Source organism: Capnocytophaga sp. oral taxon 335 str. F0486, from assembly GCF_000277665.1.
Lineage (GTDB): Bacteria > Bacteroidota > Bacteroidia > Flavobacteriales > Flavobacteriaceae > Capnocytophaga > Capnocytophaga ochracea.
The window spans coordinates 107,481-132,367 of record NZ_AKFR01000015.1 but is presented as its reverse complement, the minus strand read 5'-3'; the positions used below and the strand labels follow the sequence as shown (position 1 = coordinate 132,367).

General features: G+C 42.5%; 13 protein-coding genes. 12 read left to right on the top strand and 1 reads right to left on the bottom strand.

The window, feature by feature from the left end:
* Positions 1-64 precede the first annotated feature (64 nt).
* The 11 genes from HMPREF1320_RS03260 to bglX all read left to right on the top strand — a co-directional run bounded on the left by HMPREF1320_RS03260 (position 65) and on the right by bglX (position 22,102).
* Positions 65-3,094, top strand: coding sequence for a SusC/RagA family TonB-linked outer membrane protein (locus tag HMPREF1320_RS03260; RefSeq protein WP_009417395.1), 3,030 nt, complete (start codon positions 65-67; stop codon positions 3,092-3,094).
* Between the two features lie 11 nt (positions 3,095-3,105).
* Entirely contained in the window at positions 3,106-4,641 is a 1,536-nt protein-coding gene (locus HMPREF1320_RS03255; RefSeq protein WP_009751559.1) for a RagB/SusD family nutrient uptake outer membrane protein, read from the top strand.
* 19 nt (positions 4,642-4,660) lie between these two features.
* A complete protein-coding gene (locus tag HMPREF1320_RS03250; RefSeq protein ID WP_009417393.1) occupies positions 4,661-5,515 on the top strand; it encodes a LamG domain-containing protein in 855 nt (284 codons plus the stop codon).
* Positions 5,505-6,308, top strand: coding sequence for a prolyl oligopeptidase family serine peptidase (locus HMPREF1320_RS03245; protein ID WP_034553980.1), 804 nt, complete (start codon positions 5,505-5,507; stop codon positions 6,306-6,308). The genes HMPREF1320_RS03250 and HMPREF1320_RS03245 overlap by 11 nt, the downstream gene beginning before the upstream one ends.
* A 235-nt stretch (positions 6,309-6,543) precedes the next feature.
* Positions 6,544-7,929, top strand: a complete 1,386-nt coding sequence (locus HMPREF1320_RS03240) for a glucoamylase family protein (RefSeq protein WP_009751550.1) — start codon at positions 6,544-6,546, stop codon at positions 7,927-7,929.
* A gap of 310 nt (positions 7,930-8,239) precedes the next feature.
* Positions 8,240-11,044 carry a triple tyrosine motif-containing protein gene (locus HMPREF1320_RS03235; protein ID WP_009751485.1) on the top strand — a complete coding sequence of 935 codons (2,805 nt, stop codon included), beginning with the start codon at positions 8,240-8,242 and terminating at the stop codon, positions 11,042-11,044.
* An 807-nt stretch (positions 11,045-11,851) separates the two neighbouring features.
* Positions 11,852-14,866, top strand: coding sequence for a SusC/RagA family TonB-linked outer membrane protein (locus HMPREF1320_RS03230; RefSeq protein ID WP_009751528.1), 3,015 nt, complete (start codon positions 11,852-11,854; stop codon positions 14,864-14,866).
* 145 nt (positions 14,867-15,011) lie between these two features.
* A complete protein-coding gene (locus HMPREF1320_RS03225; protein ID WP_009751584.1) occupies positions 15,012-16,493 on the top strand; it encodes a RagB/SusD family nutrient uptake outer membrane protein in 1,482 nt (493 codons plus the stop codon).
* Between the two features lie 88 nt (positions 16,494-16,581).
* Positions 16,582-18,126 carry a PKD domain-containing protein gene (locus tag HMPREF1320_RS03220; protein WP_009751507.1) on the top strand — a complete coding sequence of 515 codons (1,545 nt, stop codon included), beginning with the start codon at positions 16,582-16,584 and terminating at the stop codon, positions 18,124-18,126.
* A 36-nt stretch (positions 18,127-18,162) separates the two neighbouring features.
* Positions 18,163-19,806: a family 16 glycosylhydrolase gene (locus HMPREF1320_RS03215; RefSeq protein WP_009751501.1), complete on the top strand. Its 1,644-nt coding sequence runs from the start codon at positions 18,163-18,165 to the stop codon at positions 19,804-19,806.
* A gap of 10 nt (positions 19,807-19,816) precedes the next feature.
* Positions 19,817-22,102, top strand: coding sequence for a beta-glucosidase BglX (bglX, locus tag HMPREF1320_RS03210; protein WP_009417409.1), 2,286 nt, complete (start codon positions 19,817-19,819; stop codon positions 22,100-22,102).
* A gap of 75 nt (positions 22,103-22,177) precedes the next feature.
* Here bglX and HMPREF1320_RS03205 read toward each other — a convergent pair whose 3' ends face one another.
* A complete protein-coding gene (locus tag HMPREF1320_RS03205) occupies positions 22,178-23,863 on the bottom strand; it encodes a glutamine--tRNA ligase/YqeY domain fusion protein (RefSeq protein WP_009751513.1) in 1,686 nt (561 codons plus the stop codon).
* A 287-nt stretch (positions 23,864-24,150) separates the two neighbouring features.
* On the opposite strand from HMPREF1320_RS03205, the gene HMPREF1320_RS03200 reads away from it, so the two are divergent.
* Entirely contained in the window at positions 24,151-24,807 is a 657-nt protein-coding gene (locus HMPREF1320_RS03200; RefSeq protein ID WP_009417398.1) for a carbonic anhydrase, read from the top strand.
* Positions 24,808-24,887: the final 80 nt, after the last annotated feature.

Genomic DNA, 24,887 nt, shown 5'->3' with positions numbered 1-24,887 from the left:
TAGCTCTTTTTTTGGAGACAAAAGAAACTTTTAGCAATTTTGCGGTGAAAAAAATCAACAACATATGGAAATAAAGAAAATATTGTTTTTCTTCCTGATGTTTTCTCTAACCGTTACCCTGCACGCTCAGCAAATTACCGTACAAGGTACCGTTTATGAAGAAGGGACTAAAAACCCCATTCCAGGAGCAAACGTAATTGTAAAGGGTACTACCCAGGGTACTTCTACCGACTTCGAAGGGCACTATACACTTCCCAATGTGCCCTCCAATGCCGTCTTGGAAGTCAGCTTTGTAGGTATGCAGACCCAAGATGTAAAAGTAGCAGGACGCTCCCGCATTAATGTTACTTTAAGAGAAAATACACAAGAGCTAAAAGAGGTGGTGGTGATCGGTTATGGGACTACGCAGAAGCGCGACCTCACAGGCTCCATTGCCAGCATCAAGACCGAGCAGTTTGCTGATCGCCCTTCGACCAACCCCGTAGCCTCTATACAAGGGAAGGTAGCAGGGGTGCAAATCGTTAATACAGGACGTGCAGGGCAAGACCCCGAAATACGTATCCGCGGTACAAACTCTATCAACGGCTATACACCTCTGTACGTAGTCGATGGGCTCTTTACCGATAATATCAACTACCTCAATCCGCAAGATATAGAGTCGATGGAGATACTTAAGGACCCCTCGTCGCTGGCGATCTTCGGGGTGCGTGGTGCCAATGGGGTGATCATCATCAGCACTAAGAAAGCTAAGAAGGGCACTACAATGGTGAACATCAACAGCTCGCTGGGCTTTAAGACGATCTACGACCGCATCAAGATGGCAAACGGCGATGAGTTTCGTGAGCTTTTTAAAGAAGAGCTTGCCAGCCGCGAAGATGTTGATAACAGATACTTTGATTTTAGTAAATGGACAGCCAATACTGATTGGCAAGATGAGATATTTCGCAAAGCTGCTTGGGTGACGAACCACAATATTAGCATTGCTTCATCAAATGAAAAAAGTAAGTTCTACCTCGGTGCGGGATATACAGAAGAGGAAGGTTCTATCAAGCACGAGAAGCTCAGTAAGACTACGTTGAGCGTTAGCAGTGATTATAACTTGACAGATTACTTGCGTTTAGGTTTTCAAGCCAACGGATCTCGCACTTTACCAGCAGATGCTAAGGGAGTAGCAGGAGCTTTGAAAGCGGCCCCTATAGCTGAGCCTTATGATAGTGCTACTGGACTTTTGAACTATTTGCCAAATTTCCAAGGTACGCAAGTAGGTAACCCCTTGATTGATATAGAGAAACTTGCCAATCATAACAAAGCAGTAAATCACCGCTTAGCAGGGAATGTATACGGAGAATTGGACATACTGAAAGACCTGACTTTTAAAGCAACACTTTCAATGGATTATCGCGTAGGTGAAAGCCGAGCTTACACACCAATCATTTGGGTTTTTAACCGTGACACCAACAAACGAATCAACACGAATGAGCAAGAGAGTATCTCACAGAGCAAGTCTACTACAATGGCCACTCAACAGGATTACATCCTGACGTATAAAAAGATGTTTGATAAGCACAATCTTACTTTGATGACTGGGCTTACCAGCAATTATCTTGAACACACTTCATTGAATGGTTCTCGCCAACAAAAGATGGAAGATATTATTTTCTCTATCCCTGATGAGAACGATAGCAAGTGGTGGTTATCATCTATTGGGAATGAAAGTGGTGCTAAAAATGGTTCAGGGCAATATCGCCGTTTTACGATGTCGTACTTATTCAGAGCTTTGTATAACTACGATAATCGCTATTTAGTGAATGCTTCGTTCCGCCGTGATGGTGCCTCAGTATTCCACAACTTAGGCAATACGTGGGATAACTTCTATTCTTTTGGAGCTGGCTGGGTAGTGAGTGAAGAAGCCTTTATGAAACGGCAAAAGGCAATAAGCTACTTAAAGTTAAAAGGCTCGTGGGGGGTATTGGGGAATCAAAATACGCCTAATAATTACCCTACTTACCCAATATTGCAGAGTTCAGGTAGTGCAGTGTTTGGTGACCGTATTATTACAGGTTATGCACCGAAATACTTAGTACAGAACTTAGGCTGGGAAAAGACCTACGCTTGGGAAGCAGGTGCTGAAATTCGGTTTTTGGATAATCGTTTGAGTATTGAACCTGTATACTATCGCAAAAACACAAAAGACCTTATTGTAGAACTTGCAAGTTTTGCAGGAGCTAAGAACTCATTGCAGAACTTAGGTGAAATTGAAAACAAGGGATGGGAGCTTTCTGCTTCTTGGAATGATAAGGCAAAAGATAGTGATTTTAGCTACTCCTTTTCAGGCAACCTCACTACAATTAAGAATACTGTGCTCTCACTTGGTAGAGGTAAAGATGATGCCCTCTATAACGGAACAAAAGGTATATCACGCACCTTAGAGGGGCATCCTATTGGACATTTCTATGGCTATAAAGTTATAGGAGTATATCAAAATAATGATGATATTAGCAATTCACCTAAAAATACATTGACTGATGTACTCCCTGGTGACTTAAAGTTTGCAGACATTAACGGTGATGGCAAAATTACCCCCGCTGACCGTACCGAAATAGGTAACCCTACCCCTGATTTTACTTATGGTTTTAATGTAAGCCTCGCTTATAAAGGCTTTGACCTTACTGCTGACTTTATGGGTGTTTATGGCAATGAAATCTATCGTGGATGGGGCGAATCAGAGTATGCAATCCTCAATTATCAGGCACATCGTATGGGACGTTGGCGAGGAGCGGGAACTTCTAATTGGGAACCTGTAATTGACAACAGCCGTGCTATCAACCGTATGAACTCCAATTACTACATTGAGGACGGCAGCTTCTTCCGCTTCCGCAACTTACAGATAGGGTATAGTTTACCTCAGCAAGTATTAGAAAGATTGAAGGTAAAGAAGATACGCGTTTATGCCAATGCACAAAACATCAAGACTTGGCATAAGAATACAGGATATACCCCTGAAATTGGGGGTAGTGCCTTAGCCTTTGGTATTGATGGAGGTACTTACCCAATGCCAATGATCTTAACTTATGGTATTAACCTAACATTTTAACAAAGTAGACTATGAAACGAAATACAATTTATAAATTATGTATTACGGGGCTTATGGCAGTGTGCCTAAGTCTACCTATGAGTTGTGCTAAATTTGACCAAGAGCCACAAGGCGAATGGAAAGATGGTGACCAAAACAGCATATCAGGTAGTATAGAGGCTAAGATCTTTACGATGTATGCTAAAATACGGGGGTTCAATATTACCTCAGGAAATGTTGCCTTGGCAATCCATTCTTTCCGTAGTGAAGATGCTGAAAAAGGTTCTACTGCCTCAGATGGTGCAGAACACGGAAGAATGTATGATAATTTTCAATACACATCAACCAATAGCATTATATCGGGTTACTATTCTTCACATTATGAGTTGATACACTTGTCAAATACAGCTATTAAAGAGATCAACGAGATTGAAGAGAGCAAGCGCACTGAGTCGGACAAAGTAAACTTTGCTGAGGCACATTTTTTCCGCGCTTTTGCTTACTTTAATTTAGTACGAGCCTTTGGCGAAGTACCTTTGATTGATTTTGCTATTAATAATCAAGATGAAGCTAATATACCAAAGTCGTCAGTTGAAGACATTTATAAGCTCATTGATAAGGATTTAACCATTGCAGAAGAAGGACTTCCAAGAACTTGGCCTGCCGCTTATGTCGGTCGCCTCACTTGGGGAGCAGCACGCTCTTTACATGCAAAAACTTATTTAATGCGTTCTGATTTTCAGAGTGCTTACACTGCATCTATTGAAGTAATTCAGTCAGGGCTTTACAACCTTAACACTCCTTTTGAACAGATTTTCAGAGAAAGTGGGGAGAATAGTAGTGAATCTATTTTTGAGATACAGTGTACAGCAAATGAAACCTACAAAGCATCAAATGAAGTAGGTAGTCAATTTGCAGAAGTGCAAGGGGTTCGTGGACCTGGTGAATGGAACTTAGGATGGGGTTGGAACACCCCTACCCAAGAACTTGCTGATGCTTTTGAAGCAGGTGATCCTCGTAAAAATGAGACATTACTTTACTTTGTGAAATCAGAAAGTCAGTTAGGTACTATACAGCCTAATACGCCATACAACGAAAGACCTATTGCCAATGGTGATGTTGCCAATAAGTACTACAATAAAAAGGCATACACCAACCCTGAATTGCGAAAGAAGTTTGCAAAGAATGGTTTTTGGTTTAATATCCGCATAATTCGTTATGCAGATGTAGTGCTAATGGCAGCCGAAGCTGCTAATGAAATAGGAAACGCAGGTGAAGCATTGACTTATTTAGAGATGATACGGGCGCGGGCACGAGGAAGTAATAGCAATGTATTGCCAAGGATAACCACTGCAGCCCAATCTGAACTTCGTGAGGCGATACATCACGAACGCCGTATAGAACTCGCTATGGAGTTTGACCGCTTCTACGACTTAGTGCGCTGGGGTGAAGCCTCAGCTGTATTGGGTTCTTTGGGGTATCAACCTAAACACAGATACCTACCTTTGCCTAATAGCCAAGTGACAGCCTCTAATGGAGTATTAAAACAAAATCCTGACTATAATTAATCATTAAATTTAAATAGCGATGAAAAAGATATATATTCTAATGATAAACATAGGGCTGCTCGGTTTTGGGAGCTGCTTTCAAAAATTAGACCAAGACCCTGAGTTCAACTACCCAGAGCAACCCCCTATTACTTATAGCCCACGTAAGTTAGCGCTTACCTTTGAAGATAAGAATAAAGATATGAGTAATTACCACGTAATTACACAGCAAGATGGCAATATCACTTATCCTGATGGCAAAGTGGGTAAATGCTACCAAGGAGCAGAGAAGTCATATATCCTTGTTAAACCATCAAAAGCAACTTATCTTGGTGATATCTCCTTGCGTGATACAATTGCCCATCTCGAAAGCTTTACGGTAGCTTTTTGGATGAAAGCTAATGAGAGTAAAACTGGTGGGCTGTTCACTATCTCCGACACTAAGGATACGTGGGGAAACTTGGATATTTTCCTCAGTGGGAACAATGTGCCTAATGAAGGTTTCTTTAAGATACAAATGGCACATTACACTGAGAGGGCTGTCAATGGTGAAAAGCAGTATAGCAAGTCAAATATTTGGTATACTCCTAAAATAGCAAATACTATTGGCGATTGGGTACATTTGGCTTTTCGTTATGATATTCAAACACGTAAGTTTGATATACTGAGAAATGGTGAAGTAGTTGCTACAAAAGATAACTTTGGCACCCCAGCATTTCACAATATGGGACCTATTGTAATTGGCACTTTTGGTAATGGTGTTACCCCTCCACTTGCGCCAAGCAAGAAGGTAGAGACTTGGATGAATGCTTTCCCTGGTGAACTCGACCAGTTCTATTTCTATAACAAGGCACTCAGCGATGAGGCTATCAAAGCGTTATATAATGAAAAATAAGCATTTATATCCTTATTTATATTGTTTTTTTGCACTATTTATACTGTTGGATGCCCCTGCGGTGCGGGCGCAGAATGAGGCGTATACCAAAGGCGTATATGTGGATAAGCAAAAGAATAGTATGCCTTATCGCTTTCTTCAACCTAAAAAAATGGAGAAAGGCAAGAAATACCCTTTGGTGCTCTTCTTGCACGGAGCAGGCGAAAGAGGGAACGATAATGAAAGTCAGTTGCGCAATGGGGGTACAGTGTTTACCAATCCTGCGAACCGAGATAAGTACCCTTGCTTTGTGCTATTCCCTCAGTGTCCTGAGGGTGCGTATTGGTCGCTTGAAAAACGCCCCGATCAAGGGTATAAGAATACGGCTAATCCGCTGCCTAAAGAAGTGCCTATCACTAAACACTTACGCTTGGTGAAGGAACTTTTAGACGAGACTTTGGCTACTTACCCTATCGACCCTAAACGAGTGTACATTATGGGCATTTCAATGGGGGCGATTGCTACTTTGGATATGGTGTATCGCTTCCCCGATACCTTTGCCAAAGCTGTCTCGATATGTGGGGCGACCAATATAGAGCGTATGCGTGAGTTCAAAGGGAAAACTCAATTCCGTTTCTATCACGGTGATATTGATGATGTGATTCCTGTAACCTACTCGCGTGAAGCCTATAAAGCCCTAAAAACTACCGGCAAAAAAGCCGAATATATAGAGTTTTACGGAGCAAATCACAACGCTTGGCATCCCGCTTTCAACACTCCAGACTTTTTGCAATGGACTTTTAAAAAGAAATAATGCTCTTATAGACAGAAACAAACTTTTCACGATTCACTAAAATCTGTCGCTATACTTTGCCAAAGTTTCTTGCCCGTACGGCTCGTACCTTTGGCAAAGTTGACTACTCTGATTATTAATAATTTTTGAAGTATGTTATGTACGGGCGTTTTGCAAACGCCCATACAAATATAACTTTTTCAGGTACTTTCTTTACAAAAAACAAGTTTTTTACTAAAATCTTAAAAATATTATTATGAACAAAAACAAACTTTTCACGATTCACTTTTCACTTTTAGCTTTCCTCCTGCTCTTCGTTTCTTGCGGTTGTAGTAAGGACAATAAAAAGGTGGTAGAAAAACCTACTCCTCAGCCACCTACCGAAAAGAACCGTCCAATGGAATTTGCTTCCGACGATGCTTTCTTAGATTATATCCAGCGTGCGCACCTCAACTATATGTGGGACGGCGCAGAACCTAATTCGGGTTTAGCCCCTGAGCGCAATCATATAGATGTGCCTTCCGATGATGCTCATATCATCACTACGGGAGGTTCGGGCTTTGGGATTGCGGGGCTATTGGTGGGTGTAGAGCGCGGTTTTATCCCTCGTGCACAAGCGGTAGAAAGATTTACTAAAATCGTAACTTTCTTGGAGAAAGCCGACCGTTATCACGGTGTATGGTCGCACTGGATTGACGGGCGTACGGGTAAAACGAAACCTTTCGGACAGAAAGACAATGGGGGCGACCTTGTAGAAAGTGCTTTCTTGATGCAAGGATTGCTCTGCGTGCGTCAGTATTTCAAAGATGGCAACGATACCGAAAAAGCCTTAGCTTCTCGCATTGATAAATTATGGCGCGAAATGGAATGGGATTGGTACTTAAACGGACAGGATGTGCTCTATTGGCATTGGAGTCCTGATTATGCTTGGCAGATGAATTTTCCACTCAAAGGTTATAACGAGTGCCTGATTACCTATATTTTAGCCGCTGCTTCGCCAACCCACACCATTCCTGCTTCGGCTTATCACAACGGTTGGGCACGTGGGGGAGCTATCAAAAGCACTCAGGTAACGTACAATCTGCCATTGATTCTCAAACACAACGGCGCAGAACAATACGGAGGTCCGCTATTTTGGGCGCATTATTCGTACATAGGATTGAACCCCAAAGGACTCAGCGATGATTATGCCAATTATTGGGATTTGAATCGCAATCACACCCTTATCAACTACAAATATTGCCTAGAAAACCCGAAAGGTTATAAAGGTTATGGGGCGAACTGCTGGGGACTTACCGCCAGTTATTCAGTAAAAGGATATTCAGCCCACAGCCCCAGTAACGATTTAGGGGTGATAGTGCCTACTGCTGCACTTTCTAGCTTCCCTTATACGCCTCAGGAATCAATGGCTGCACTCAAGCATTTCTATTACGATTTGGGCGATACTATTTGGGGTAAATACGGCTTTTACGACGCTTTCAGCGAGCAAGCGGTATGGTATCCTAAGCGTTATTTGGCTATCGACCAGCTCACTATTGCCCCGATGATAGAAAACCACCGCACGGGTCTCATTTGGAAACTGTTTATGAGTTGCCCCGAAGTGCAGGAGGGATTAAAGAAGCTGAATTTTAAGGTGCAGTAAAAAAGATAAAAGATAAAGCCTAACATTATCTTATATCTAACCTAACCAGAAGTTTATTACTAACAGTGTTTTGAAAATTAGGTTTTAACAAAGGGCGATGTTCACACATCGCCCTTTGTTTGATTAATGACTAAAAATAAAGAACACCAATTTTAATACAATAATACCAAAAATACCAATAATACCAACTCAGAGACAAATGATGAGGGAGAAATAAGCGAAAAGAGACTTTCATTGAAAATAGAGGATGTTTTTTGGAATATTCAAAATAAAATAGTTATCTTTGCCAGCAACTAAGCTTTAATACCTTATGCGTATGCGTGTTTTTCTGTGTGTTTTGATGGGGTGGTTTGTAGGGACGATACACGCTCAGTTATTGCCACCTATCTATAACTACGCTCCTTCGGTATACTCGGGTGAGAGTCAGAATTGGAAAATATGTCAAGCGATAAATCAAAAGATATATTTTGCTAACAATATAGGTCTATTGGAGTTCAATGGGGTGGTATGGCAACATTACCCCTTGCCCAATGGGGCGATAGTGCGCGCCGTAAACGCCAAAGATAACACTATCTATACGGGAGGTTTTGCTGAATTTGGTTATTGGCAAGCAGATGCTTTCAACCGTTTGCAATATACTTCACTAAGTAAACGCTTGGCGCCTAAGGATATAGAAGACGAAGAGGTATGGAAAATTGTTTTTTTTGACCATTGGGTGCTCTTCCAGTCGTTGCACAAACTTTATATTTACGACTCTCAGCACGACCGCTTTCACATTGTGCATTCGCAAAACAACCTACCTAAAATCTTCAAAGTGGGCGAGCATATCTTCTTTCAAAAGATGAATGAGGGGCTTTTTGCTCTTGTGAATGGTAAAGAGGAGTTGCGTTCAGAAGCATCTCTTTTCCGCGAGCATATTGTTATTAATATCTTCCCATATAAAGGTAAGTTTCTATTTGTTACCCAAGACAAAGGCATTTACGAAGGAACACCTGCTGAGGTGAAACCTTGGCAAGTGAGTACAGGAGCGCTTACTTCTTCTCTAAATATTTACAGTTGCGAACAACTCTCTGACGGTTCTATCTTGCTGGGGACGATTGCCAATGGTGTATACCGATTATCACCAGAAGGACAAATGTGGGAGCACCTTCATCAGAAGCAAGGCTTGCAAAACAACACGGTGCTTTCTATCTTCGAGGACAAGGAACACAATGTGTGGTTAGGCTTAGACAATGGCATTAGTATGGTGAATTTCTTTTCGCCTTTCCGTCAGTATAAAGATAACGAAGGAGTGTTAGGAGCCGTTTATACGTCTATTGTTTACCAAGGTGATTTGTATTTGGGTACTAATCAGGGGCTTTTTTATGCGTCTTTTCCTTTGAAAGCAGGTCAGCCATTTCAGTTGGTTGAAGGTACTAAAGGGCAAGTGTGGCAACTGAAAGAACTACAAGGCACTTTGTTTTGTGGGCACAATTCAGGTACGTTTGTGATAAACAACCATCGAGCACAATTGGTGTGTAATGTTTTGGGTACTTGGGATATTAAACCTGTGGAAGGACATCCTAATTGGCTTTTGCAAGGCAATTATGAAGGTTTATACCTTTTGGAACTGAAAGAAGGGCGTTGGCAATACCGCAATAAGATAACAGGATTCAACGTATCTAGTAGGTTTTTTGAGTTTATTTCGCCTACTGAACTATTGGTAAGCCACGAGTACAAAGGCGTGTTCCGGTTACAACTCTCCCCTGATTTTACCAGAGTACTCCAAGTGCACAAAGAGACTTCTGCCCCAATGGGACGCAAGTCGGCGATTGCTAAATACCGCAATGAGATTTGGTATTTCACCGAAAAAGGCTTGTTTAAATATGATATTACCGCACGTAAGTTTGTGCAAGATGAAAGCCTTACCCATCGGCTATTCGACCAAGATGCCTACTTATCGGGCACTATGTTACGGGGTAAAGAGGACGGATTGTGGTTTTTTACCCAATACAATATAGTGAAGATGAGTCAGGGTAAGTTAGACAAGGCACTTCAGCTGAAAAAGATGCCTCTCTCGGCTGCTTTTCGCAAGGATTTGGTAGGGTTTGAGAACCTCAATGAGTACCGAGAAGGTGATTGCCTTTTAGGTACGAGCACCGGCTTTATGGATTTTGTGTTTAATCCGTCGCACCATACTGCTTATGAAGTGCATATAGAACATATAGATAAAAGCAAAGTGGAAGGCGTATGGCAACCTATTGCTCTTAATAGTGCTGATACCCGCTGGGCATACAACCAGAACAATCTGCGTTTTAGCTATAGTGTGCCTGCCTATAATGCGATGTTTCAAACTGTATATCAATATAAATTAGAAGGACTTTACGAGCATTGGAGCGACTGGAGCAAGGAGGCAAGTGTGCAGTTTGATAATCTGCCTGCAGGTGATTATACCTTTCTGGTAAGAGCCAGAGTGGGAAATGCTGTTTCGACCAATACGGCTATTTTTCACTTTGTAATAGAAAAACCTTGGTATGCCACTAATGTAGTGATAGCTACCTATATAGGACTCTTACTGCTTTTGCTTTTTATAATTCACCGAGTGTATAGAGTTCATTACAAGCGTCATAAGAAGAAGGTAGAACAAGAAAAAGAGAAAGAACTCGCCCTATTGCAATTGGAAAATGACCGCACGGTAATGAAACTCCAAAACGATAAGCTCCATAGTGAAGTGGAGAGCAAGAACCGCGAGCTGGCGGTGACTACGATGAACATCGTGCGCAAGAATGAACTGCTGATGAGCATCAAAGAGGCTCTTTTGAATAGTGGCAATAGCAAAGAAGTGTTACACATTGTGGAAGATAACATCAACAGCGAAGGTGACTGGGAGCATTTTCAAGAAATCTTTAATCAAACTGACCGTGACTTCCTTAATCGGCTTAAATCACTTCACCCTGACCTTACTCCTAATGACATTAAACTGTGCATTTACCTGCGTTTGAACCTTTCGAGTAAAGAAATTGCTCCACTACTGAACATTTCTACGCAAAGTATAGAGATAAAGCGCTACCGCTTGCGCAAAAAGATGCGTTTAGCGCGCAATCAGAACCTTACTGACTATATTCTAAAGCTCTAAATTAATGATTAATGGTTAATGATTAGTGGTGCGAGCTACACAGGCAGATGTGAGATGTACGAGTGAGTAGAAAACATAAATTGATTTTCTTAAAAAAATATATACATTACCTATACAACACCTCTTTTTAAGAGGTGTTTTTTATTTGTTGTTACCTTTACATAGATTTTTTGCATATAAGTTTAAATGTAAGATTTACAATGGTTTGTTTTGTAATTCTCGTTAATAGCAACTATACATTTACGTTAAAAATACTCCTTGTATATTTTTTGTATAGGTAAAATATTTTGTGTGTTGAATAATTGCGTTTATCTTTGTTGCGTGATTGAAAGAGAAATAAAAGAAAGAGAAGGTAATACCGAGTTAATGCCAGAAATGCCAATAATACTGATTGAAAAGTATAAATTTAGAGAGAGTAGGAAAAAGCAACTGAAAAAGGTGATTTGTTGTTTTGAAATTAAGGCTGTAATTTATCATTTTTGAGATAAAACTTATCAAAAGTTATCACGGGGAATGGAAGAACGAAAGCGCACGAAAATTATTCTTAACTTTATCCAAAAAAAGAGACGGATTTTTACTAGATGAATGATGGACTTAGCTTATAGAGAGCTTATAGGAAGCTTATACGAATCTTGGACGATTGGTATAGAAAGGGTGTATAAATAGTTGATTAATAATACAATACAACGATACCAGTAATATCAGTAATAGGTAGAGAAGCGAAAGTAAAGGAAAGAAAAGAGCAAGTTAGAAACAGTTTAAACCTAATATAATACATTAACATACCATTTAAAAAGAGCAATTCAGATGAAAGTATTTATTTTACCAATGTTGCTATTTTTATGTACGAGTTTGGCAGTGGCACAAACTTATAACATAAAAGGAAATGTGAAAGAAGCTCCTAACAGTCCGATGATGGGGGTTTCGGTGGTTGTAAAAGGCACTACCCACGGGGTCTCTACCGATTTCGAAGGGAATTTTGCCTTAGACAATGTGAAGAAAGGTCAGGTTCTGGTGTTTTCGTATGTGGGTTACATCACTCAAGAAATCACTGTGAACAATGGCAATGCGCTGAACGTTACCTTGAAAGAAGATACCCAAACCCTCGGTGAAGTGGTAGTTATAGGGTATGGAACTCAAAAAGTAAAGGACGTAACAGGTTCGGTATCAGTAGTAGATGCTAAAACCATTACCGAACTAAAGCCTGTGGATGCAGCTACTGCCCTGCAAGGTACTACCTCGGGGGTGAGCGTAAACAAGGCTTCGGGTTCACCTGGAGGGAAGATAAACATTCTCATTCGCGGAGTGAGTTCTAACGGTAGCAACGAGCCTTTGGTAATTATCGATGGTTACGAAGGGGCACTCAACAGTATCAACCCCGAGGATATCGAGAGTCTTACTGTATTGAAAGATGCGCAAGCAGCTATCTATGGTATCAAAGGAGCCAATGGGGTAGTGCTCGTAACTACTAAGGGAGGACGTAAAAATACACCTTTGGAAGTGAAAATCAGTTCGTATGCAGGTATCCAGCAAACTACCAAAAAGTTGGATTATATGAACGCTACCGAGTATGCCGCCTTGCTCAATGAAAGTTATGCAGCCAACGGTCAGCCATTACCTTTTGGCAATTTAGCTTCTTTAGGTAAAGGTATCAATTGGCAAGATGAGGTCTTCAAAAATACGACAATTTCCGATGTAACTGCCAGCATCTCTGGTGGTGGAGAGAAATTTAGCTATTACTTTGGTGCTTCTCACCTCACTCAAGACGGTATCGTCGCTCCCGAAAAATCTAACTTCAAACGCAATAATGTGAAAGTGAGTTTAGGTGCTGATATTTCTCCAAAACTCAAGATGAACTTCACTGCTAATTATTACAACAACAAGCGCAAAACCATTGAGGAAAACGGTTTGGGTGCAGTGCTCTTCAACGCTTTGAACTTCTCACCTACCTATAAATTAGACGACGAGGATTTAACAGGTTTCTTGGGCAATGAGGTGATCAACCCTTTAGCACAGATTAAAAATACTTATAATCAGTACGATGGCAATGGCTTAGAAGGTAACTTTCAGTTGAGTTATAACCTCATCAAAGGTTTAGACCTCACTTCACGCATCGGTTTTAAAACCTATAACGATGAGAAAAAAGATTTCCAACCACTGAGCTTCTTTGGTACGGGCAAAATCTTCAACCGTAGCCGCAGTACGGTAACTCAGGAAAAGAATGAAACACACGCTTATACGTGGGAGACTTTTGCTACTTATAACAAAACTTTCTGGAAAAATCACAACACTTCACTCACTGTGGGTACTAGTGCGCAACGCAACTGGGGTAGTGGACTCAGTGCTACAGGTTACGATGTGCCTAATAACTCTTGGGACTTTGCCGATATAGGGCTTACTACAGGTACGAACAACAGCAAAACTGATAACTCGTATACGAACGATTCGCGTCTTACTTCTTTCTTTGGTCGTTTGCAATACGATTATAAGAGCAAATACCTCCTGTCAGCAATGTTGCGCCGTGATGCTTCTTCAGACTTCCCGAAAGATAACCGTGCCGACTTGTTTTCATCAGTAACAGCAGGTTGGAAAGTATCCGACGAAAGTTTCCTAAAAGATAGCAAATGGATAGACTTCCTCAAATTGCGCGGTAGTTACGGTACACTCGGTAACAATGCCGGTAAGAATCTCTATAAGGCAATTTTAAACGGGGAAGCTGTGTACGTGTTCAACGGACAGATAGTGCGCGGAAAAGCTGTAGGCAAATTGCCCAACCCAAGTGCCAAATGGGAAGTAGCCGAAAAGTTAGATGTCGGTTTTGACTTCAATACACTTGGCAACCGCTTGTCGTTAGTATTCGATTATTTTATAGAAAACCGCAACGATTTGCTCATTTCTAATTTCCCTGTCTCAGGTATTATAGGAACGGCTGCACCAGGGGCTTCAAACCCTACTGTGAATGCAGGGAATACTCAAAATAAAGGCTTTGAGGTGGCGTTAGGTTATAAAAGTGATGTAACCAAACCTTTCTCTTGGGGCTTTAACTACAATATCACCCGTTTGGACGGAAAAGTGGTCTCAATCAATGGTGATGTGATTCCAGAAGGAGGGGCTTTCAGCGTCGGTCAGTTAGCGCCTGCACGTATGGAAGTGGGGCAACCTATTGGTTACTTCTACGGTTTGCAAGCCGATGGAATCTTCCAAAACCAAGCTGAGGTAGATGCGCACCCTTCACAACTCGCTTTAGGGGCTCCTGCCAAACCTGGCGACATCAGGTATAAAGATGTGAATGGCGACGGAGTAATCGATTTTAAAGACCGTACTTATTTGGGTAAACCTACCGCCACTTACTATATGGGCTTGAACCTCAATGCGAAGTATAAAAACTTTGATTTCTCGACCTATATGTATGCCGAGCTCGATAAAGAGATGGTGCGTAACTACGAGCGTTCACAACCTAACGTAAACCGTCAGCGTTTGTATCTTGACCGTTGGCGTGGTGAGGGTACTAGCAACAGCACACCTCGTGTAACTACGGGAGCAACTACTAATAATCTGTTCTCAAGTTTCTTTGTAGAGGACGCCTCATTCTTGCGCGTTCAAAACATACAGTTGGGCTATTCGATTCCTGCATCGGTATTGGAGAGTGTGAAGATGAAGAGCTTCCGCGTATATTTTTCAGTAAACAACGCCTTTACGTTCACTAAGTACAAAGGTTATGACCCTTCAGCTACCTCTGGCGATGCCATTGGTGGAGGTATTGATTACGGCTTTTATCCACAAGCCCGTCAGTTTATCTTAGGATTTAATACATCATTCTAAAAAGTCGTTCCATCTAACAGCGAAGCCACCAATCTCATCAGCGTAAGCTGAAATTCGTGTAAATTCGTGCGATTCGTGGGCGAAAAAACTATCAGCATAAGCTGAAGTTTGTGGGCTGTTCTATAACATATAAAAACATAAACAAATGAAAACGATACACCACATACAAAAATGGACAGTAGGGCTAATGCTCCTCGCCTTTGCCCTTGCTTGTTCCGACGATTTTCTCGACAAAACCAAACAGTACGAGATAAACTCCGAAAGTTACTTCAATTCTAAAGAAGATTACCAAAATGCGCTGATTGCATCCTACAACTTGTTGCATTCTACGTATATAAATGTATTGATGGGCGAAATTGCCTCCGATAATACCCTTTGCGGAGGGGAAGGAGCATCGGATGTAATAGGCTTTCAGCAAATAGACCAGATGATTCATACTCCTGTCAATGCACAACTCAAAGACTTGTGGGACTGGATGTTTGCTGGTGTAAACCGCACGGCTTATATCTTGGAATTCCAAAACAAAACAGCCTTTGAGGGCAAAGAGATGATCATTGCCGAAACACATTTCCTTCACGCTTATTACAATTTTGAACTCGTGAAATGGTTCGGAGCAATTCCTCTTAAGGAAAACAAACGCTTTGAACGTGGCGACGAACAAAAAATACCTCGTTCCCCTGTGAGTGAGGTCTATGCTTCTATTGAGAAAGACCTTTTGGCTGCCATTCCTCACTTGCCTACAACACCCCCCGACGGTCAAGTAGGGCGTGCTACCAAAGGTGCGGCTCAAGCCCTCCTCGGCAAGGTGTATTTATACCAAAACAAGTTTGCCGAAGCTGCTCAAGTATTAGAAACCGTGATACACAGCAATACCTATTCTCTTGTAACCGACTATGCGTCTATCTTTGAAAAAGAAGGTGAAAACGGTACTGAATCGGTATTCGAGATACAATACACCGATGCTGAAGGTGCGAGCTTCGACTGTTTGCAATGTAGCAAAGGGAATGTAGCGGTAGGGTTTAACAGTATCCGCAACTACAACGGCCCTGTGTTCGATTCTGGCTATAGTTTCAATGTGCCTGTGCAAGAAGCTGTCGATGCTTTTGAAGCAGGCGACCTCCGCAAAGATGTAGCTATCTTGGATATCGTAGCGTGGGCAGCAGCGAACAACGCTACTTATGCCGAAGGTTACAAACATACGGGCTATTTCAATAGAAAATATATTGCTCGCAAAGGCGACCTCAATAGCCCCGACCAAAACCTTACCAACCCTAATAACTATCGTGCCATTCGCTATGCCGATGTGCTCTTAATGGCTGCCGAAGCGCTCAATCGTGGTAATATCAGTGATGAACGCGCTCGCGATTACCTCAACCAAGTGCGCAAACGTGCCTTTGGCGATGAAAATCACAATATTACTGTGTCAGGCACTGCCCTTACCGAAGCAATTTGGAAAGAACGCCGTGTAGAGTTCTTAGGCGAAGGCTTGCGCTTTTTCGACTTAGTCCGCACGGGTAAAGGTACCGAAATACAAGGCTTTACTGCCAATAAAAACGAAGTCTTCCCCATACCCCACGAAGAAATTCGTTACGCCAACGGCAATTGGCAACAAAACCAAGGATATTAATGACGAATTACGAATTACGAAGTAAGTCTCCTTTGCAGCTTGTCCCCCTTCGGGGGTTCGGGGGCTAAAAACTCTTATCTAAATTAAAATGAAAGCACTCAAAACCCTAATAGCACTACTGCTCCTCATTGGAATGGTAGCTTGCGAAAAAGATAAGGACGATCTCAGTTTCGTCCAAAATGCCACGGCTCCTACCGATGTCTCAGCTAAATTTCAGGTGAGCACCGATAACTCAGGAGCTGTAACCATCACGCCAGTAGCTACGGGAGTAACCTCCTACAAAGTCTACTTTGGCGATAGCACTGCAACTCCCACTACAGTGAAAGCAGGTGGTTCGGTAACACACACTTATGCTGAAGGTAGTTACCAAGTGAAAATAGTAGCTGTGAACATCGCAGGCAAGGAAGCCGAAGCGACTTTGCCTTTAGAGGTGTCGTTCCGCGCTCCTGAGAATGTAGAAGTAACTGTGGCTAACGACCAAGCGGTTTCTAAGAAAGTGAATGTAACAGCTAAAGCTAACTTTGCGATTACTTACGATGTGTATTTCGGTGAAAGCGCTGATGAAAAACCAGTGTCTGGCAATATAGGTGAAGTTGTTTCACATATTTATAAACAAACAGGTACTTACACCCTTACGATAGAGGTGAAAGGTGCTGGCAAACAAACTACCAAAGTACAAAAAACGGTACGAGTAATTGCTTTGCAACAGCCTACTACTGCGGCTCCTCAACCTCCAATTCGCAAAGCACAAGAGGTCGTTTCGCTTTTCAGCGGACGATATACCAATGTGGCAGGTACCGATTTCAATCCTAATTGGGGACAAGCCACTGCCTACAACCTCTTTAAGTTGGGTACTGATGAAATCTTGCAATACGCTCACCTCAATTATCAAGGTATCCAATTTGCCCGAGAAATCGACCTATCGGCGATGGAGTTCTTGCATTTAGACGTTTGGACTGCCGATGCTACAGCTTTAGATATCTATTTGATTAGCAAAAGCACAGGCGCTGATGGTGAGAAGTTTATCAAAAAGACCCTCACTGCCGATAAGTGGACAAGTATCGATATTCCGCTAAGCGACTACACCAAACAAGGATTTGTAATCACCGATGTACACCAAATCAAATTAGTAGGACAAGGTACGGTATTTATTGATAACCTGTATTTCTACAAAAAATCGAATATCGTGATAATCGAAAACTTTGAAGGTACAGCTCCCGAATTTACTACCTTTGGCAATATGGCAGATGTGGAAGTAGTAGCCAACCCTAATACTACAGGCAATACATCTACCAAAGTAGTAAAAATGGTACGCACCAAAGGTTGTGAAACGTGGGCAGGTGCGTTCTTCACTTCCGAAAGTTTGGATATGAAAAGTCACAAGGTATTGAAGCTAAAAGCCTTGTCACCTAAAACAGGTATTGTTGTAAAAGTGAAATTAGAGGGAGCTACTAGCGATGACGCAAAAGAAGTAGATGCTCGCATCACCAAAAAGAACACTTGGGAAGAACTTTCTTTTGACTTTACTGGTATTGATACCAGCGCAAAATATACTAAAGTAGTTGTTTTCTTCGACTTTGGTGAAAAAGGCGATGATACCACTTATTACTACGACGAAATAACACTTAATTAATTGCCCGTGCGGTTCGCACTAAATTGACAAATTAAAATGAAAACCTTAAATCTTTTAACCCTATTAGTAGCTTTTGTCTTTATAAGTTGTAAAGATAAGCACGAGTTTGGAGACCTTACACCTCCATCTAATGTAAATGCCTCGTTCAGCATCGTGGGGGCTGATAACACTCATCCTCACGGCGACGGCACGGGTTTGGTGAACTTTGTAGTAACCGCCCAAAATGCCATTTCTTACCGTGTCGATTTTGGCGATGGCAAGACCGAAATGGCTCCCTCTGGTAAAATCCAACACCGCTATACCAAAGTAGGTACCAACAAATTCACAGCGGTAGTAAGTGCTGTAGGTGCAGGAGGCTCTATGAGTTCTGTGTCTTTAGAATTGGAAGTATATAGTTCCTTCTCCGATGCTGAAGCTGAAAATATGCTTGCTGGTAAGAATGTAGGCGATACTAAAACTTGGTATTGGGCTGCCAATGTAGCGGGATATGCAGGCTTAGGCCCTCAAGAAAGTGGCGATAATGGCGAATATGGCTACCCCGCTTGGTGGCAAGCAACACCATTTGACCCTACTCGTACTTGTATGTTCGAAAATTCCTTCATCTTCACCCGTACAGCCAATGGTATTACCTATAAACAAACTGCCGATCACGTGTTTATACCAGGAGCTTACGCTGAGGTGTTAGGTGTAGCTAAAGACCAATGTCACGGCACCGATGTAGTCCCTACGATTACAGGCGAGAAACAAGTGTCCTTCGTGCCTTCTACTTCTAAAGCCGCTACCCAAGGTAAGTACGACAACAAAGCCTATCGCGGTACAGCTATCGAGCTCTCCAATGGTGGTATGCTCGGTTGGTGGGTAGGAGCAAGCACTTATGATATCATCAGCCTTACCGATACACAACTTGTCGTGCGCGTGATCCAACCTAATAGTCAGCTTGCTTGGTATCACATTTTTACCACTACCAAACCTTCCGAAAATAGTTTTACCAACCTCGTATGGTCTGATGAGTTTAATAAAGCGGGCACCCCCGATGCGACAAAATGGACGTATGATTTAGGCAAAGGTAGTAATGGTTGGGGTAATAACGAGTTGCAAACATACACCAAAGACCCTGAAAATGTGAAAGTTGAAAACGGTCTGCTCAAAATTACAGCCAAAGCCGATGGCAGTGGAGGGTATACTTCTGCACGACTCAAAACTGAAGGTTTGTATGGCTTCAAATATGGTAAAGTGGAAATCAAAGCCAAATTACCAGCATCTCAAGGCACCTGGCCTGCAATGTGGTTCTTGGGCAATAACTTCGCTACCGATGGCTGGCCTAAATGTGGCGAAATAGATATGCTCGAACAAAAAGGTAATAAAAAGACCCATATACTCGGCGCTTGCCATTGGTACGACACCGATAACAACCATCAGGGCGATTACGACAAAGAAACTGAATTTGCAAACACTTCTGCAGATTTTCATATCTATACGATGACGTGGACAGAAAAAAAGATTATCTTTGCAGTCGATAACAAGAACTATTTCGAAATGGACAACAATGCTAAATTGCCATTCAACCAAAAATTCTTCCTTATTCTAAATGTCGCGATGGGAGGAACATTGGGAGGTCAAGTAGCTAATAATTTCACCGAAGATAGCCTTGAAATCGATTATGTAAGAATTTATCAGTAAATTAATTATTATGAAGAAAATAACGTATTGTATCGCTATGGCATTAGCTGTAGTAGCTTGTAACAATTCGTCAAAAACCGACGATAAAACCCCTGTGAAATGGGAATCCTTCAGTGGCGATAAAAACATCGAACGCAAGGTAGATTCTTTGCTATCGCTAATGACCTTAGAAGAAAAAATAGGACAACTTACTCAGTTTGCCGCTAATTGGGATGTTACAGGCCCCGTAATGTCCGATGACTTTCAGCCTTATCTCGAAAAAGGTCTCGTAGGTAGTGTGTTCAATGCTGTTACCGTGCCTGGAGTGCGCAAATTGCAGGATATAGCTGTCAAGAAAACTCGCTTGGGTATCCCTATTCTATTTGGTTACGACGTGATTCACGGTTATAAAACCATATTTCCTATGTCGCTTGCCGAAGCCTGCTCTTGGGATTTAGACCTAATGCGCCAAACTGCTGCTATTGCTGCCGAAGAAGCTGCTGCCGATGGCATCAAATGGACTTTTGCTCCTATGGTCGACCTCGCTCGCGACCCACGCTGGGGGCGTGTGATGGAAGGCGCTGGCGAAGACCCCTTCTTGGGAAGTGAAATCGCCAAAGCTCGCGTACAAGGTTTTCAAGGGGGAACCGACTGGCATTCGCTTAGCAAAACCAATACTGTCTTAGCGTGTGTAAAACACTTTGCTGCCTATGGTGCTGCCGAAGCAGGGCGCGACTACAATACCGCCGAGCTCTCTCAGCACACCCTTTGGAATGCCTATCTACCACCTTATAAAGCAGCAATTGATGCAGGAGTGGGCACCGTAATGGCTTCCTTCAACGAGGTGAACGGTATCCCTGCAACTGCCAATCGCTATCTAATGACCGATATCCTTCGCAAGCAATGGGGCTTTAAAGGCTTTGTAGTAACCGATTATACCGGTATTAACGAACTGGTTCCTCACGGTGTTGCGGTTGATAATAAGCACGCTGCCGAGCTAGCAATCAATGCTGGTATTGATATGGATATGACAGGCGCTAACTTTATCAAGCACCTCAAAAAATCAGTCGAAGAGGGTAAGGTGAAAGAAGAGACTATCAACACCGCTGTACGCCGTATCTTGGAAATGAAATTCGTATTGGGCTTGTTTGACGACCCTTATAAGTTCCTCGATGAGAATCGCGCCAAAACAACCCTTATGAAACCGGAGTTCTTGCAAGTAGCCCGCACTGCGGTTGCTAAATCAGTGGTATTGCTCAAAAACAACGCCGAGGTATTGCCTATCACTCCCGATATGCCGAAAAAGGTAGCCCTTATAGGCCCTATGGTAAAAGATTCTATTAACCAAAATGGCGAATGGCAAGGTCGCGGCGACCGTGAACTCAGCGCTTCTCTTTTCAAAGGATTACAAGAAGTGTATAAAGATAGTAAGGTGCAGTTTAGCTATGCTAAAGGTTGTACCCTTACCGCCACAACTTCTGCCGATATAGCCAAAGCAGTAGCTACAACACGTACCGCTGATGTAGCAGTGGTAGCCTTAGGTGAAGATTATAACTGGTCTGGTGAATCCGCTTGCCTTACCGATATACGTTTGCGCGCTCCTCAACGCGAATTGCTCCGCGCCCTCAAACAAACAGGTAAACCTATAGTGTTATTAGTGTATAGCGGTCGTCCGCTCGACCTCAGTGAAGAAAGTGAATTAGCCGATGCTATTTTGCAAGTGTGGTTCCCTGGTACTCAGTCAGGTTATGGTATCGCCGATGTATTAGCTGGTAAGTACAACCCTTCAGGGCGTTTGGTAATGAGTTTCCCTCGTAATGTTGGGCAAGTGCCTATCTATTACAATCACAAGAACACCGGTCGCCCCGTTGATCCTAATAACCCAACAGTTGATTACCGTTCTAAATATGAGGATGCGCCTGTCACACCTCTCTATCCTTTTGGTTACGGATTGAGCTACACCACCTTTAATATTAGTAATGTACAGCTCAGCAGTGCCACCCTCAGCAAAGGAGGTAAGATCACTGTTACAGCCCAAGTAGCCAATACCGGCAAGCGCGATGGTGAAATAGTAGTACAGTTATATATACGCGATTTGGTGGGTAGTGTAACCCGTCCGGTGAAAGAGCTCAAAGGCTTCCAAAAAGTCGCACTCAAAGCCGGCGAAAGCAAACAAGTACAGTTTGAAATTACCGAAGACCTCTTAGCCTTCTACAACGCTGATTTGAAAAAAGTAACCGAACCCGGCGCTTTCAAACTCTGGGTAGCCCAACACTCCGCCGATAACAGCAACGAAAAAGATTTTGAACTAAAGTAGATTTTTTTCTTTCATTACACGCAAAAAGGATTGCTCTTCTAGGGCAATCCTTTTTTTGTTTTAGTGTATGATATCTTATTCGCTAATCTTAGCCCACGTATCTTTTAAGCCGACGGTTTTGTTGAACACCAATTTTTCGGGGGTAGTATCAGGGTCTACGCTGAAATACCCCAAACGTTGGAACTGTACCGTGTCGCCTGCTTGGGCGGTCTTGAGGCTTGGCTCTACATAAGCAGTTACTACTTTTAGAGAATTGGGGTTGATGTAGTTTAAGAAGCTATCTTCTTGGCGGTCGGGTTCAGCAACGGTAAAGAGGCGGTCGTAGAGGCGCGCTTCGGCTTTCACGGCGTGGGGTATGGATACCCAATGCAATGTGCCTTTTACCTTGCGCATACTCGCTTCGGTACCACTACCGCTGCGGCTATCGGGGTCGTAAGTACAATGTATTTCGGTAATATTCCCTTGAGCGTCTTTCACTACGCTTTCAGCTTTGATGATATAAGCATTCTTCAAACGTACTTCTCCTCCTAATTTTAATCGGAAATACTTCTTGTCAGCCTCTTCTCTAAAGTCATCTCTCTCGATATAAATTTCTCTACTGAAAGGCACCTTACGATAGGTCATAGGGGTTATCTCAGGATTATTTTCGGCGTCAAGCCACTCTTCTTGTCCCTCGGGATAGTTAGTAATCACCACCTTCACAGGGTCGAGCACTGCCATTACACGGTTAGCTTTTTTATTGAGGTCCTCGCGCACGCAGAATTCCAATAGCGATACATCTATTAGGTTTTCGCGTTTGGCAATACCGATGGTATCAGCAAATTTACGAATGGCTTCAGGGGTATAACCACGGCGACGTAAGCCTGAGATAGTAGGCATACGAGGGTCGTCCCAGCCAGCAACATAGTTTTCGGTTACCAATTGCAACAGCTTACGTTTACTCACAATCGTATGACTGAGGTTACGGCGGGCAAACTCACGTTGTTTAGGACGGGTACGAGTGTTGTCGTATACCTGGTCTAAAAACCAATCGTATAACTCTCTGTGTGGTAAGAATTCTAATGTACAAAGGGAGTGTGATATTTGTTCGAGGTAGTCGCTTTCGCCGTGCGCCCAGTCGTACATAGGGTAGATATGCCATTTGTCACCTGTGCGGTGGTGTGAAGCGTTCATAATGCGGTAAATGATAGGGTCGCGCATTAGCATATTAGGCGATGCCATATCTATCTTGGCGCGGAGTACATACGTGCCATTTTCGAATTCACCGTTTTTCATACGCTCAAAAAGGGCGAGGTTTTCCTCAGGGGAGGTATTGCGATAAGGGCTCTCAGTTCCTGCTACCGTTGGCGTGCCTTTTTGAGCGGCAATCTCTTCCGATGTTTGTTTATCTACATAGGCTTTTCCTTGTTTGATGAGCATTACTGCCCAGTCGTAAAGTTCTTGAAAATAGTCGGAAGCATAGCATTCTTTATCCCATTTGAATCCGAGCCACGCTACATCACGGCGAATCGCATCTACGTATTCTTGTTCTTCCTTAGAAGGGTTGGTATCGTCGAAACGCAAGTTTACAGGGGCGTTGTAGCGCAAGCCCAATCCGAAGTTGAGGCAGATAGAACTCGCGTGACCGAGGTGCAAGTAGCCATTTGGTTCTGGAGGGAAGCGAAAGCGTAAGGCGTTGGCGGAAAAGCCTTTCGCAAGGTCTTCCTCAATGATATTTTCTATAAAGTTATTAGAGCGTTGTTCTTTTAATTCTTCTGACATCTTTTTTAATGATTAATGATGAATGGTAGATAGTTAATTCTTGTTTTCAAGGTGCAAAGATACAAATAATTTCCTAATTTACTAATTAACCAATTACTCTCATTCTTTTGGCGAAGGCAATAGCTTCCACATTATCAGCGTGTGTTTTCTCTTAGGATATTTTGCCTATGGCGGTTTATTGTATGCACACTGATATTCAGCTTTTCGGAGATTTCCCTGCGAATATTTGTCATTTCCCTAAAAACACCTACCTTTGCCACCTCAGTAGCCACTAATCATTATAACTTATGCCTACTTACAACAAAATATTTGAAAACAATCGTCAATGGGTAAAACACCGCAAAGAGGGCGACCCTCATTTCTTCGAGAAACTCGCCGAAGACCAGAACCCCGACTATCTTTATATAGGTTGCTCCGATAGTCGTGTAGCTGCCGAAGAGTTAATGGGTGTAGGTCCTGGTAAAGTGTTTGTGCATCGCAATATTGCCAATGTAGTAAACACCCTCGATATGAGTTCTACTGCCGTGATACAATACGCCGTGGAACACCTGCAAGTAAAGCATATTGTCGTATGTGGTCATTACGATTGCGGAGGGGTAAAAGCTGCTATGCAAGCCAAAGACTTTGGTTTGCTAAACCCTTGGTTGCGTACTATTCGCGATGTATACCGCTTGCATCAAGCAGAACTCGATGCCATTACTGATGCCGACCAGCGTTACCGCCGTTTGGTAGAACTGAACGTAGAAGAACAGTGTTTCAATGTTACCAAAATGGCAGTTGTGCAAGAAAGTTATCTGAAACACCAATACCCTGCTGTTCACGGTTGGGTATTCGATATTCACACCGGCGAACTTATAGACCTTAACCTCGACTTCGAAGCCTTCCTTCATAAAATCCAAAAGATATACGACCTCACCGGACAAGAATGGTATAAACCCTACTAATTTCACTCAATAGTCAAAAATCAAAAGACGTCATATATCAGCTCCAACTATTCTCTGGCTACTTTACAACGAACTTATAT